Genomic DNA, 14,685 nt, shown 5'->3' on the forward strand with positions numbered 1-14,685 from the left:
GTCTCCATCTAGATCTGATACTCCCTCAATTTGTTGTAGAGTGTGGCTCTGCTGATTCCCAGAAGGGCCGCCGCCTGCTTCTTGTTGTTGTCACACTCCTTGAGGGTTTTACAAATCAGCTCTTCTTCCATTTCCTGATGAAGATTCCCTCTTGTTCCCTGTTTGAGGGAGTGTGTGATTTTTCGGGGAAGGTCGTCTATTTCAATCACAGAAGACCCGGCTATGGCCGCGGCGTATTGGATGGTGCTTTTCAATTCTCGAACATTTCCGGGCCAGTCATATCGAAGTAAAAAATCAACTGTTTGAGGAGACAGGGAGAACGCTGTCTTTGAATTGTTTTTGCACCGTGACAGAAAATGCTTTGCCAACAGAAGAACCTCATTCCGTCGTTCCCGCACAGGAGGAATCTGTAAGATGGCAGTATTGAGACGGTAGTAGAGGTCTTCCCGGAATTTTTTTCCGGCAATGAGAGCATCCAGATCTTTATTGGTTGCTGCAATGAAGCGGACATCCACTTTGATGATTTTGTCGCTACCTATCCTTTTCACCTCATTATTTTGAATGGCCCTGAGAATTTTAGCTTGTGTGGAGAGGGACATGTCTCCCAGTTCATCCAGAAAGAGAGTCCCTCCATGGGCTCGTTCAAAGACTCCTTTAAAGCCGTTGGAGGCCCCTGTAAAGGCCCCCTTCTCATGGCCGAATAGCTCATCATCGAGTAAGGCATCAGGCAAGGCCGCGCAGTTCACCTTGATCATAGGGCAATCACGCCGGTTAGAGTGTTTATGGAGCAGGTCGGCAAACATTTCTTTCCCGGTACCGCTCTCTCCCTGTATCAGAATGGGCAATTCCGTAGAGGCCAGTTTTATCGTTCTATGGCGCAGGTCTATCATGGAAGGATCATCAATGATCAGAGTTTCTTCCTCATCGATTTGATCCTGCAGTTTTTTGTTTTCCTCTTCCAGGGAGTACATTTTCAAAGCTGTATTGATGGACGCGACCAGTTGTTCTATTTTGACGGGCTTTTGCAAGTAGTTGAAGGCTCCCAACTTGATGGCTTCTATGGCCGTTTCTATGGTTCCATAGCCTGTAAACATAATAACAGGAATTGACAGCTGATGGTCCTGGATCTTCAAAAGCAGATCCAGTCCGTTCTCATCACCCAAACAGACATCAACTAGAGCCAGTTGAATCTTTTCCATTTGAATCTTTTTCCAGCCTTCTTCCAGAGTCGAGGCTTTCTGAGTCTTAAAACCTCTTCCGTTCAAAGAGAGAGCCAGGCTATCTTGTACCTTCTGTTTGTCATCAACTATTAAAATATAAGAATTATTTGTCAAAATATTAGACACTTCTCCTTTGGGGTGTCTAAATATTAAACACGGAATTCATCTGCTGTAAATCAATATTTCATTAAAGCTCGGTTTAAATGCTGTTTTTCAATGAATATGTTTATTTTTCATAGTTTCTATGAAATTGGCACGCATCCTGCATTATTAGTTGGAAAATAAAGAACAAAGGATTCGGAATGGATGAAATCTTAATCCTCCAAAATATTCAAAAAAGATTTGGAGGGGTTCATGCAGTGCAGGATGTTTCTCTCTCATTCACCACGGGGGAAGTCTGTGCTTTGATGGGAGAAAATGGAGCTGGTAAGAGTACCTTGGGAAAAATCATTGCCGGTATTCATAATCCGGATTCAGGAGATATTTGGTTTAATGGAGAAAAACTGGAGTCAATCACTCCCTTTGTTGCTCAGGAAAAAGGGATCAGCCTGGTTTTGCAGGAGTTGGACCTGTTTCCCAGCTTATCTGTAGGCATGAACATCATAAACAATAATATCTCATTCAAGCATCTGGAGAAGGGATTTCTTAGTCCTAAACTGATCAATAAGGCCGTTGAACCCTGGCTCAAAAAAGTCCGTCTAGATATTAACCCGTCGACATTGCTGGAAGACCTCTCCATGGCACAGATTCAAATGGTCGCCATCGCTAGGATTCTGAGCATGAATACCCGGTTGATTATAATGGATGAACCTACCAGCTCCCTCACAAATGATGGTGTGGAGAATCTGTTCAGCCTCATTGATGAATTGAGAAAAGATGGTGTGACAATCATATACGTGTCCCATAAAATGAGTGAGATCTTTCGAATTTCAGATACTGTTGCCGTGATGCGTGATGGAGCTTTCATCGCCAAAAAACGGACTGCCGAAACGAATAAGGAAGAGATCATTGAATTGATGGTGGGGCGTCCTTTGTCTGGGAAGGAGAGACAAAAGAGCTGGAATAGAAACAAGACGATTCTGGATGTCAAAGAATTGACTTCTTCCACGGTCAAAAATATCTCCTTCTCTCTTTCTGAAGGGGAGGTCCTGGGTATTGCCGGTTTAGTCGGAGCGGGACGCAGTGAGTTGGGAGAGGCCCTGTTCGGTCTGGACCCCATTCTTTCCGGGTCTGTGGAATTACAGGGGAAAATCCTCAAGAACAAATCACCTAGAAATGCCATTGCCAATGGAATCGGGTTTATTCCTGAAGATAGAAAAAACCAGGGATTGATGATGCAGATGAGTGTGAAGGAAAATATGATCATGTCTTATCTGGATCATTTGCAGTCCAGGGGATTCTTTAATAAAGAGAAAATCCATAATTCTGTTGTAGATTTAATTGATCAGATTAAGATTAAAACGGCCTCCATTGACTCCTGTGTCGAAGAATTAAGCGGGGGGAATCAGCAAAAGGTTCTGGTCTCACGATGGTTGATGGTGAATCCGCCTGTTTTATTCTTGGATGATCCCACCCGCGGGGTGGATGTAGGGGCGAAAGAAGATATTTACGAGTTGATTACCTACCTTGCGTCACAAGGGAAGGGGATCATCTTTGTCAGCTCGGAATTACCGGAACTCTTGCGGTGTTGCGATCGAATAATGGTTCTTGCAGAAGGTCAGCAAACTGCCCTATTGAATGCTGAAGAAACGACACAACAGGAAATTATGTCTTACGCCACAAATGTCCTGGGATAGATTAAGAAATAGATATGAAAAGGATGCAATCATGACTTCTGAATTTAAAATGAAACAAATTCCCTCTCTCTTTAAAAAAGGCACTACATGGCTTAAACGCTTTCAGAGCCTGACAGGCCTTGTGCTGATAATAATCATGGCGATCATCTTGAGTCCCAGGCAGCATGGAACCGGGCATATCCTATTTCTGACATCTGAGAATATTTCTGATATTTTCAGACAAGTTTCTGAAAATGGAATCATTGCCATCGGCATGACCTTTGTTATTTTGACTTCGGGGATTGACCTCAGTGTAGGAAGCTTGCTTGCTGTCGCAGCCACGTTTTCAGCTAAGATTTTAACCCAGTGGGATCCCCCCTTTGGTCAGAGTCTTCATCTTTTTCTGGCTATTTTTCTTCCTTTGATTTTGACCACTAGTTTTGGTACGATCTATGGCCTGGTCATTTCAAAACTCAAAATACAACCCTTTATTATCACCCTGGCGGGGATGATAGGTATCCGAGGATTCGCCCGGTTTCTCACTAATAACGCCAACATCGACATCGGTTTTGGAGATGATATCTCCTCCGTTTTTGCAAATCTCTTGTCCCCGAAGCCGGTGGTTATTTCAACCTTTGTCATTGCGGCCATCGTCATGTCTATTTTGCTAAGCCGGACAGTTTTTGGTTTGAGAGTTAAATCTATCGGGGACAACAGTATCGGTTCCCGATACGCCGGTCTTCCTGTCACGAAAATCATTCTTCTTACCTATGCACTTTCAGGATTCCTAACCGGGATAGCCGGGATCCTTCATGCCGCACAGAATCATCAGGGTAGCCCCAATGACGGAATGTCCTATGAACTGGATGCTATTGCCGCCGTTGTTATTGGTGGAACCAGGATGACGGGGGGGAAAGGAAGCATCCTTGGGACCATTATTGGAGTTTTCATCATGGGGATACTGACCAATACATTTCGATTGAAAGGGGTCGATATCAATATAGAAATGATGGCCAAGGCTATCATCATTGTCATAGCCGTATGGCTTCAGATGCCCAGACAGGGCAAAAATAAGGGATGAATCTGTCTTAGACAGATAAAAAAATAAAAGGAGGATAGTCTATGAATAAGAGACTAACCGCAATTGGAGTATTACTCCTGACCGTATTCATGGGAACTCAGTTATTTGCTGAAGGGAAAAAGGATGTTACAGCGGAGAAACAAGGTTATCTTGTCATATTCAGCCAGGCAAATAATGCAGAACCCTATAGAGCTTCACAGAATGACTCTTTCAAGGAACTTTGGGCAGAGTATAGTGATGTGACATTTGAAATAATGGATGCACAGCAGGATAATAGCCGACAGATCTCACAGATCGAGACATCTATTATCAAGAATCCGGACCTCTTAATTGTTGCTCCAAATGAGAGAGGACCTCTTTCTGAGGTCATGGGTAAAGCAAAAAATGCAGGGATTCCTGTGGTCTGTCTGGAACGGGATATTGTAGATGCAGAAAACTACACTACCTGGATCATGAGTGACAACTATTCCATCGGTAAACTGGCCGGTGAATATATGGTTGATCTGCTGATTGAAAAAAATGGTGAACCAAAGGGAACTATCGTAGACTTGAGAGGATCTCTTGGTGTTGAAGGTGAGCAGAAAAGATTTAAAGGTGCCTGGGATGTATTTGATCAATATCCTGGAATAACTCAAGAAGCAGAAGCTGTTTGTAACTGGCTGCAGAGTGAAGGCCGTATCAGGATGACTGAAATCCTCCGTGCTCATAACAACATCGATATCGTATACGGACATAACGATCCCATGGCTGTTGGTGGATACCTTGCCGCAAAAGACCTGGGTCTTGAAGATGATATCATTTTCATCGGTGTAGATGGCCTGTTGGGAGAAGCCGGTGGAATCAAAAAAGTCATTGACGGTGTTCTGGATGCCACTTTTACCTATCCTCTTTGTACTGAAAAAGCCGTTGAAATTGGAAATAAAATCATGAGAGATCCTGCTTTCACACCCGAAAAAGTGTATGAAGTAGCCTCTGCCATGGTCACTCCTGAGAATGCTCAGTCTCTGTATAAATGATTCTTGTTTTGACATATGAAAATAAAAAATGCCTGAGGAGATGTTTTATAGCCGGTAAATGACCGCTGATCTAAAATCAATAGAATAGGTTTCTTCAAGCGAATGCGGTTCTCCATGGAGAACCGCTTTTTTTATGTGGACCCTGGTAGGAGAAGAGTCAAGGCATAGGAATAGAGTTCTTTCCCCTCAACCAAGGTATAATCAGAGAGAAATCGGAGCACATATTCCGATTTTTTTTTATCTAATTAATAGAAAAAGAGGAGGATCGGCTTGATATAGAAGGAGAATTGAAATATTATCGAAAGTAAAAAGAAAGCTTTATGTAAAAACATGCAAAGTAATTTGTATTAATAAATAGAATCAGCGTTTTATGCTGAGTTTGGAAAGGAGAGGTCAATGGCAGAAATTGTAGTTATGCCGAAAGCCGGTAATTCTGTAGAATCCTGTATTATTCTGGAGTGGTCCAAGCAGGAAGGAGATGCTGTTCAAACAGGAGATATCCTGTGTGAAGCTGAGACGGATAAAACCACGGTGAGCGTGGAATCCACAGCATCCGGAACAGTACTTAAACACTTATATAAGGTAGATGACGATGTCCCTGTTATGCTGCCCCTGGCTATAGTGGGAGAACCGGGAGAAGATATTACATCTCTGCTGGCCGAAGTGGGAAATGCTTCAGGAGAAGCCCCTTCAACTGAGGTTGCAGAAGAAACTTCCGCGACCTCATCGGCTCCTGCAGCTGCTGAGACAGCCCTGCCTGCCCAGGCGGTACAGGCCGATTTAGGAAGCCCTTCTGGGTTTGCCTCTCCAAGAGCAAGAAACCTGGCCGCTGCCAAGGCCGTCGCCCTGGATAAAATCAAGGGAACCGGTCCCGAAGGCCGTATTGTCGAACGGGATGTGTTGGCTGTCCTTGACGGAATGGCTCCATTGACTCCCTCCGCCATGGAAGAACTCATCCGGACCGGAAAAACAGCTCCCACAAGAGGCACCGGATTGGGAGGAAGAGTCCTCAAATCCGATCTTATGGATGCCCCTGTTTCTACGTCTACTTCTCCAGTCGCCGCCTCTGCAGTTCAGTTCCCCGGAGCCGTTGAAGAGATCAAGGTAAAGGGTGTCAGAAAGGTTACGGCATCAAGAATGCTTGAATCTCTCTCTCAGACGGCTCAACTCACCATGAATACTTCTGCCAATGCAAGTCGGATTCTGGCCATGAGAAAGAGGCTGAAAGAGTCCCCCGAAGAAATGGGACTCCAGGGTGTCACCATCAATGATCTTGTGATGCTGGTTACAGCTAGAACTCTCAAAGACTTCCCCGAAATGAATGCCCACTTTTTAGGAGACACAATCAAGCAGTTCAAGTCTGTTCATCTGGGTTGTGCCGTTGATACTCCCCGCGGCCTGATGGTACCCGTTGTCCAATTTGCGGATACCTTGAGCCTTAAATCCATGGGAATTGAAACAAAGCGTCTTTTCGGAAAGTGTCTGGATGGACAAGCAGATACAGACGATCTCTCCGGCGGTACTTTTACCATCACCAATCTTGGTGCCATGGGTATCGAAAGCTTTACTCCCGTGCTGAATAAGCCCGAAGTAGGAATCCTGGGAGTCTGTACCATTCAACCCAAACCGGTCATGAAGGGATCAGATGTCGAATTCATCCCTCATATGGGTTTGAGTCTTACTTTTGATCATCAGGCCACTGATGGTGCTCCTGCAGGACGGTTTTTGAAGGCCCTGGTTGCCAACCTTGAAAACATCGATCTGGTCCTGGCACTTTAGGCCGCAGAATAAGAGGAAGAAAATATGGAAAATTATGATCTGATAGTCATTGGAGCCGGACCCGGAGGATATATTGCCGCCGAACGTGCCGGTCATGCCGGAAAAAAAGTCCTGCTCATTGAAAAGGAAAATCTGGGAGGAGTCTGTACAAACTGGGGTTGTATCCCCACCAAGAGTTTGCTGAATTCTTCAAAGCTGTATAAAAAAGCCCTCCACGGGGAAGCCTATGGTGTCACAGCCGAAAATGTCCGTTTCAATTTGGAAAAGGCCATGGCTCACAAACAGGACACCATTGAGACACTGCGCAAGGGAATTGCTTACCTGATGAAGTCAAACAAGGTGGATGTTGTTTTTGCAGAGGCTACCCTTACATCCTCTAAGACAGTTATGGCCGATGGAAAAGAGTATGGTTTTGACAATCTTTTTGTTGCCACAGGTTCAACAGCCTTTGTTCCTCCCATCCCCGGTTCTGATCTACCCCATGTTCTGACGAATGTCGGGATTCTGGAAGTAGAAAGCCTGCCTAAGAATCTCGTCGTGATTGGCGGTGGAGTCATCGGAGTCGAATTTGCTTCTTTCTTCAGCGCCGTAGGTGTGAATGTGTCTGTCGTGGAAATGATGGATGAGATCATTCCCCTCATGGATGGCGAGTTTTCAGCAGCCCTTAGAAAGAGTATGTCCCAGGTTGATTTCCACCTGAAGGCCAAGGTCACAAAGATTGACAAGACGAAAGTCTATTTTGAGAAAGATGGAGCCGAAACTGCTCTGGATGCCGATCTGGTTCTCATGGCTGTCGGGCGTCGTCCTCTAACAATGGGACTGGAAAAAATAGGTGTGGATGTGGCTCCCCAGGGAATCCGTGTGGATGAGCAGATGCGAACAAATCTTCCGGGAATCTTTGCCATCGGCGATGTAAACGGCAAGTCTCTCCTGGCTCACTCTGCTTCCCGTATGGGTGAAGTCGCTGTAAACACCATCCTCGGTAAACCCGATCGGATGCGCTACGATGCCATTCCCTGGGCTGTTTACACCGATCCCGAAGCGGCCGGATGTGGTCTCACAGAGGCCCAGGCTAAAGATGCCGGTTACAAGGTTCAGACTGCTACCGTTCAGATGCGTGCTAATGGCCGTTTTCTGGCAGAGCAGGGGAAGAAAGAACCCGGTATGTGCAAGGTTGTGGTAGAAGAAGGAAGTGGACTGCTTTTAGGAGTCCATATGCTGGGAATCTACAGCTCAGAAATCATCCATTCGGCGGCAGCCATGATGGAGATGGAATTGAGAGTTCAGGATATAAAAGAAATAGTTTTCCCCCATCCGTCAGTCTCTGAGATCATCAAAGACTGTCTTTGGGCCCTATAGAAAAGTTAAGGAGTAAGAAAATGGCACAGCAAATATCAGTAGATCCAAAAAAGATTAGGGAACCTCAGGTTATCAAACTCAAAGACATTCCCGTTAACCAGTATAAACAGGATATCAAGGACGAGATTAAAAAGTTCGGTAAAGACGGGTTGAAACAGGCCTATTACGATATGCTCATCATCCGTGAGTTCGAAACCATGCTCAACAGCATCAAGAAAGAAGGGAACTATCAGGGCATTGCCTATGATCACAAAGGTCCCGCTCACCTGGCCATCGGACAGGAATCGGCCTATGTCGGACAGTCCCTGGCTTTGGATACAGATGACTTTATCTTCGGTTCCCACCGTTCTCATGGTGAGATCCTGGCCAAGTGTTTTAAGGCTGTATACGCCATGGATGAAGCATCCCTGAAATCTACTATGGAAGGATTCATGGATGGAGATACCCTCAAGGTCGTTCAAGATCATCATAATGGTTCCTCTCTGAGAGATACGGCGGAAAACTTTGTTCTCTACGGTGCTTTGGCAGAGGTCTTTGCCCGTAAAGCCGGTTTTAACAGAGGTCTCGGTGGTTCCATGCACACCTTCTTCTCTCCCTTCGGCAGCATGCCTAATAATGCTATCGTCGGTGGTTCCGGGGATATCGCCCTGGGTGCTGCTCTCTTTAAAAGAGTGAATAGAAAGAACGGGATTGTCATTGCCAATATCGGGGATGGTTCTCTCGCTTGTGGTCCTGTCTGGGAAGGCTTGATGATGGCCGCCATGGATCAGTACAAGACTCTCTGGGATAAAGATCTGGGCGGTATGCCTCCTTATCTTCTGAATGTATTCAATAACTTTTATGCCATGGGTGGACAGCCTGTGGGAGAAACCATGGGATTCGGTACCGCTGCCCGTCTGGGAGCCGGTGTTAATCCTGAAAATATGCATGCCGAACGGATCGATGGATTCAATCCTCTGGCAGTGGCTGAAGCCACCATGAGAAAGAAAGAACTCCTTCTGAAAGGAGAAGGTCCGGCTCTACTGGATACCATCACCTACAGACAGTCAGGCCACTCTCCATCTGATGCCTCCTCCTATAGAACCAAGGAAGAAATGGATGCCTTTGCCGCCATGGACTGTATCGTTGAGTTCGGTGAGTACCTGAAAGCCGGAAAGGTGATAACACAAAAAGAAATGGATAGCATGAAAGAAAAGGTCGTTGGTAAAATTACCACCACCATGAAGCTGGCTATCGATGACACAATCAGCCCCAGGGTTGGCGGACAGTTTATCGAGTCTGTTATGTATTCCATGGGAAATATGCCTAAAATGGAAGACCGGGAACCCGAGGTTCTGATGCCTCTTTCCGAAAACCCCAGGGTCAAACAGCTGGCCAGAAAAGCACGTTATGCTTATGACGAAAGCGGAAAGAAGCTTCCTGCTTCCAAAACCTATGCTTTTAGGGACGGTATCTTTGAAGCCATGGCTCATCGTTTCTATGAAGATCCCACTATGATTGCTTATGGTGAAGACGTGAGAGACTGGGGAGGTGCTTTTGCCTGTTACAGAGGATTGACCGAGGCATTGCCCTATCATAGATTTTTCAATTCTCCTATTTCAGAGGCATCCATCGTTGGTTCTGCTGTAGGATACGCCATGGCCGGAGGTCGGGCTGTTGTGGAGCTTATGTACTGCGACTTCCTGGGAAGAGCGGGTGACGAAGTGTTCAACCAGATGCCCAAGTGGCAGTCTATGTCGGGTGGTGTCTTGAAAATGCCCCTCGTACTGCGCGTGTCTGTAGGTTCAAAATACGGTGCTCAGCACTCCCAGGACTGGTCTGCTCTTGTGGCCCACATTCCCGGACTTAAGGTCATGTTCCCTGCTACTCCCTATGACGCAAAAGGGATGTTGAACCTGGCCCTGAGAGGAACCGACCCTGTGATCTTCCTGGAAAGCCAGAAGGTTTACGGTGAGGCCGAGCTATTCGAAAAAGACGGAGTACCCGAGGGATACTACGAGGTCCCAGAAGGTGAACCAGCCATCCGGAAGGAAGGAAACGATCTGACTATCATGTCTATCGGTGCCACCTTGTATCCTGCCATGGATGCGGCAAAACTGATGGAAGACAAATATGGACTGAGTGTTGAAGTGATTGACCTCCGGTTTATCAACCCTCTCAATTACGAACCCCTTGTAGATTCACTGAAAAAGACCGGGCGTTGTGTACTTGTGTCTGATGCGACAGAACGGGGTGCATTTACCCACAATGTGGCTTCAAACCTGACCCGTCTTGCCTTTGATTACCTGGATGCTCCTCCTGTCGTTGTGGGTTCCAGAAATTGGATCTCCCCACCTGCAGAAATGGAAGAGATTTTCTTCCCCCAGGTCAGCTGGATTATCGATACTGTGCATGAACAGATCATGCCACTCCCCGGTCATACAGTTGAAACTGTACAGACTAATGGAGATTGGATACGCCGCCTGAGACTAGGTGTTTAATTAGAAGAAAATATCATAGCTTTTGATTTGTACCGGTGCCTATGGCACCGGTATTTTTTTAGTAAATTTCGACAGTCACGGGATAATGATCCGATGGAAATACTCCATCATACCGTTTTCTGATAATCTGGTTTGATTTTTGTTGGAAGTGAGGAGTGAACAGGATATGGTCAATGGCCGGAAAAAGATTTAATCCCCTGTTAAAATGAAAGCTGCTACCCCTTGTTTTGCCAATGAGTAAACCGGCATTTTGGAATAGACTAACCGGCTGTTGCCAGCTTAGGGCATTGAAATCTCCCATTAAAATTAAGGGCTTCTTGTCATCTAACCAGGACTGCATTTTTTCTAGTATCAGCAAAGATGATTTGATGCGGTTGTTTCGGCTTTTGTAATCGTTGTGCATGTTGTACACACGGAAGGTTTCCTGTCGCTGACTGTCGTAAAGGTCGATCCATACACAGTATGCCGGATAGCTTCCATTCCAGGTTCTGGAATAGATCTGGTCTGGAGTCTCAGAAAAAAAGAAAAACCCCTGATTGCGGCTCTCGAAGCGGTCTTTTTTGAAAAGGATGGGCTGGGTGATCGGAAAATCTGCCGCGGGACCCACTGCGGCAGTACCATAATCAGATAAATTCATCTGCAGATAGGACAGTTGTATATTTTGATCATTTTCCTGTGACCGGGTAAAGGTCTCCATCTCCTGAAAACTGATGATATCTGGATCGCTTTCGGTGATGACCTGGAGGACGGCCTCTTTTCTATCATCCCAGTTCATCTTATCGTGACCGGCATATAAATAATGCACATTGAAGGTGGTCAGTCTTATTGAATCCGATTTTTCGCCCCAGACGGAGATCAAAGACTGCAAAAATAATACTATTATAAAGAAACTCTTCATGATCTCAATATAATAGCAAATGGGTATTAATACAAAGAAGTATTAACGCAGTGAGCCAAAGGTCAGACTACCGGTAATATTGCTTGAAGATTCACCAGAGGGGTGTATCATGAATCTTTGTGAGTGCTCAACCGTTGGAGGAATACCGTGTCTGAACTTTCTATGGGAAACAAAGAAGCTTTTCTTAAAAATTTAAGAAGGGAGTGCGGAGATATTCTGGAAAGCCAATTCCGGATCGATATCAATACAAAAGATAAAATCCTAGAAGAGTACTTCTCTAAAGGGTATCTGCCCCGCTGGTATTTTTACAGTAATACCGCCGATACAATTGCCCATCATATTTACATGCTGACACATTTTTTAAATGCTAACAGCGATATGCTCTCCCAGTCCGGTATCGATAGCAATTCAAAAACATATTTTATCAATGTCGGTCGGGATTATCCCGGCCGTTTGGCCAGAGTCATAGAACAGAATCTCACCATGGAGATCGTATCCATGGACTCCGAATCGACTGCCAGCGGTTTACGGATTGTAACCATTGATAAAAGAGGTGAAACCTATGTCGTGCTTTCAGATGAAGAAAAGAAGAATGCCGATGTTCTCAGGGAGCATGTCATAGAGTATGGGAGGGAGAACAAGCTCAAATATGCCAGTGAATTCCTGGAGACCCTATCTTACAAATATCTGAGAGAGGAGCTGTCGGTGCAACGCTATCCAGATAGAATTTTCCGTCATTTGCACCTCTATGAAAAATCTTCCCTCACCAAGGGAATCGTCGTCGAATCGGCTATCCTCAACGACATCCTCCGCCTTTCGGTGGCCTGTCGAAATCCTGATAAGAATTTCATCTTTGAAGCTTTGAAGTATTACAAAAAAAATAGGATCAACTTGGAACGGAGTTATTACGATCTCTTTGAGCATGATGAAAAACAGGTGGGAATCCTTTCCATTTACATCAAGGCCCCTTCAGTAGATTACAAAGAGCTAGAAGTCATCATGAAAAAAGACCTGGCACCCTTTGCAAATGTTCCTTTTCTTTCCCGGAAAGACAGTGTGGAACACCGGATTGAAACCCTCATCAGAAAACTATCCTCACCCTTGACTGAAGACGCCTTGGATCTTTGTTTAAAGGAACTCAAAGAGATGTGCCAGGAAAATCTGAAGCCTGGAAAGGAGCTCGGAAATTTTTATCTGAACAGTGTGACAGACTTTTTAGAAGCCGCTCGTCTTGTAGGATTGGCTGATAATCCCCAGGCTCTTAAAATCCTTCTGGGATTTGAACGGTTTGATGAATTTTTTGTTGCCTGTCCTAAAGACGGGAAAATTATGAATGTTCCCGGTTATAGGATCAAACACAGTTCTATTCGTGGTGCTTCCAAGGGGGGGCTTCGGATTGATCCCATTGTTAATTTTTGTGAAGTGGCCGCATTGTCATTCATGATGACCTGGAAGAGTGCCCGCAGCCGCATCCTTTTTGGTGGTGCTAAGGGTGGATTGATGCTGAATCCGCGGGAGTATGATCCCCGGAGCATGGACTTCTTTGATTCACTGAGCAATTTCGGCAGATCCCTCTTTCTGGTAACCGGGCCTGCGAGAGATGTTCCCGCGGGTGATGTGGGGTGTGGAGCAGATGAAATAGGGCGAATGTTTGAAGGTTTTAAGTCCGCCCTGCGGGATTTGGCCCTCATGGTTTACGGGGTTCGTCACAATGTGACCATGATAGGAGATCAGATCATTTCCCTCACAGAGGCTCGTATCCTTCTAAAAGAAGCCTTTAACATTGATTATACAGACAGCCGGATACTGAAGGAACTGGGAGCCAATCAGGATTATCTGGAGCTTGTTGTTGCCGCCCAGATTACGGGAAAACCTAAGATGGGGATCGCCGCCAGAACGGGGGCTACAGGACGCGGTTTGTGCTATGCCGCTTTGACGGCTGTAGCGAATTTGTATTTGGAAGGTCGTTGGGAACCTTCTGAAGCATTGAGTCGAAAGGAAATAACCGCTCTTGAAAGTATGACCCGCATTGATGTGGCGGCGATCCTGGCCAAAGGAGGCCTGAACATCATCAGTGACGATGAATGGGCTCTCCTTCAGGATGTTATTTTCCCAAAACTTTTGAAAGGAAAAAAGATGGTGGTCCAGGGATCTGGAAAGGTGGGCAGCTCTATCATTTCCGAGATGGCCGCCTACGGTGTGAATCTGATTGCCGTTTCGGATGCGGGGGGAGCAATCCTGGGAGATTCTCTTGATCCGGCCGATGTCATCGCGGCAGTTGAGAATTCCAGGGGACTGGAAGATCGGTCCATCAGAGCCTCAGTCATCCATTGCGAAAAGAATGTCAGCAAAAAAATCAAAGGAGCCAGGGAAGGATCTGCCATTTTGGAGCTGGAATGTGACCTTCTGTTTCCTGCGGCTCTGGAAAATGCCTTGAGTGAAGAGAATGCTCCCCGTATCAAAGCAGTTATAGAAGTTTGCGGTAGTAACGGAACCAATAGCTCCAAGGCCGAAAAGATTCTGTTTGAAAAGGGAGTCCTTGTGGTTTATGACTTTTTGGCTAACAGCGCGGGTGTGACCGCTTCCTACTTTGAATGGCTGCGGAATCTGTATCAAAGAAGCCGGTTTGAGGCCGAAAATATCTATGAAAGAGAGTTTGATGATTCTGTTATGGATTCCTATATTATGCCGGAGTTTCGAGAGCGTATTAAACTTGTTCTGGCCCAGGAGGAATCTAATGTGGTGACCTCCCAATGGAATACAATCCTCCGGGATATTATGATCTCCGCTGTCAATGAGGACTATCATTTTGCCCGGGAACAGAAGGTTTCTCTTAAGGAAGCGGGCTTTATTAATACCCAGTTTCGAGTTCTGGCGGCTGCAGTGAGCTCTATGGATGCAGATCGGGCATTGGAATTTCGCAACAGTCTGTCTGAGAAATCTCAACAGATGCTGAAAGAATTTCTGATGCATCCGGAAGTGAATATTTTTAGGACTGTTTCTCACTGAAGGTCTATCCAGAAATTTTAAGGCTTTCTGAAAAAAGAATCTCTTTACGGGAGTCGGCTATGGCTATA

General features: G+C 45.6%; 9 protein-coding genes. 7 read left to right on the forward strand and 2 right to left on the reverse strand.

Annotated features, from left to right (window positions below; all coding sequences use genetic code 11):
- Nucleotides 1-8: 8 nt before the first annotated feature.
- Nucleotides 9-1,334: a sigma-54-dependent transcriptional regulator gene (locus EXM22_RS16555; protein ID WP_149487586.1), complete on the reverse strand. Its 1,326-nt coding sequence runs from the start codon at nt 1,332-1,334 to the stop codon at nt 9-11.
- Between the two features lie 188 nt (nt 1,335-1,522).
- Between EXM22_RS16555 and EXM22_RS16560 the strand changes: the two genes are divergently transcribed.
- The 6 genes from EXM22_RS16560 to EXM22_RS16585 all read left to right on the forward strand — a co-directional run bounded on the left by EXM22_RS16560 (nt 1,523) and on the right by EXM22_RS16585 (nt 10,710).
- Nucleotides 1,523-3,016, forward strand: a complete 1,494-nt coding sequence (locus EXM22_RS16560) for a sugar ABC transporter ATP-binding protein (RefSeq protein WP_149487587.1) — start codon at nt 1,523-1,525, stop codon at nt 3,014-3,016.
- Nucleotides 3,017-3,047: 31 nt separating this feature from the next.
- Entirely contained in the window at nt 3,048-4,076 is a 1,029-nt protein-coding gene (locus EXM22_RS16565) for an ABC transporter permease (protein ID WP_168203577.1), read from the forward strand.
- A 41-nt stretch (nt 4,077-4,117) separates the two neighbouring features.
- The gene (locus EXM22_RS16570; protein ID WP_149487589.1) at nt 4,118-5,092 is read left to right on the forward strand and encodes a substrate-binding domain-containing protein; all 975 of its coding nucleotides are present in this window, start codon (nt 4,118-4,120) and stop codon (nt 5,090-5,092) included.
- Nucleotides 5,093-5,488: 396 nt separating this feature from the next.
- Nucleotides 5,489-6,871 (forward strand): dihydrolipoamide acetyltransferase family protein, encoded by a 1,383-nt coding sequence (locus EXM22_RS16575; protein ID WP_149487590.1) that lies wholly within the window; start codon nt 5,489-5,491, stop codon nt 6,869-6,871.
- A gap of 24 nt (nt 6,872-6,895) precedes the next feature.
- Nucleotides 6,896-8,230, forward strand: coding sequence for a dihydrolipoyl dehydrogenase (gene lpdA / locus EXM22_RS16580; protein WP_149487591.1), 1,335 nt, complete (start codon nt 6,896-6,898; stop codon nt 8,228-8,230).
- A gap of 20 nt (nt 8,231-8,250) precedes the next feature.
- Nucleotides 8,251-10,710, forward strand: coding sequence for an alpha-ketoacid dehydrogenase subunit alpha/beta (locus EXM22_RS16585; RefSeq protein WP_149487592.1), 2,460 nt, complete (start codon nt 8,251-8,253; stop codon nt 10,708-10,710).
- Nucleotides 10,711-10,768: 58 nt separating this feature from the next.
- Here the strand turns inward: EXM22_RS16585 and EXM22_RS16590 are convergent, their stop codons facing one another.
- Nucleotides 10,769-11,608: an endonuclease/exonuclease/phosphatase family protein gene (locus EXM22_RS16590; RefSeq protein ID WP_149487593.1), complete on the reverse strand. Its 840-nt coding sequence runs from the start codon at nt 11,606-11,608 to the stop codon at nt 10,769-10,771.
- Nucleotides 11,609-11,755: 147 nt separating this feature from the next.
- On the opposite strand from EXM22_RS16590, the gene EXM22_RS16595 reads away from it, so the two are divergent.
- Nucleotides 11,756-14,617, forward strand: coding sequence for a Glu/Leu/Phe/Val family dehydrogenase (locus tag EXM22_RS16595; protein ID WP_149487594.1), 2,862 nt, complete (start codon nt 11,756-11,758; stop codon nt 14,615-14,617).
- Nucleotides 14,618-14,685: the final 68 nt, after the last annotated feature.

Origin of the sequence: Oceanispirochaeta crateris (genome assembly GCF_008329965.1) — a bacterium.
Lineage (GTDB): Bacteria > Spirochaetota > Spirochaetia > DSM-2461 > DSM-2461 > Oceanispirochaeta > Oceanispirochaeta crateris.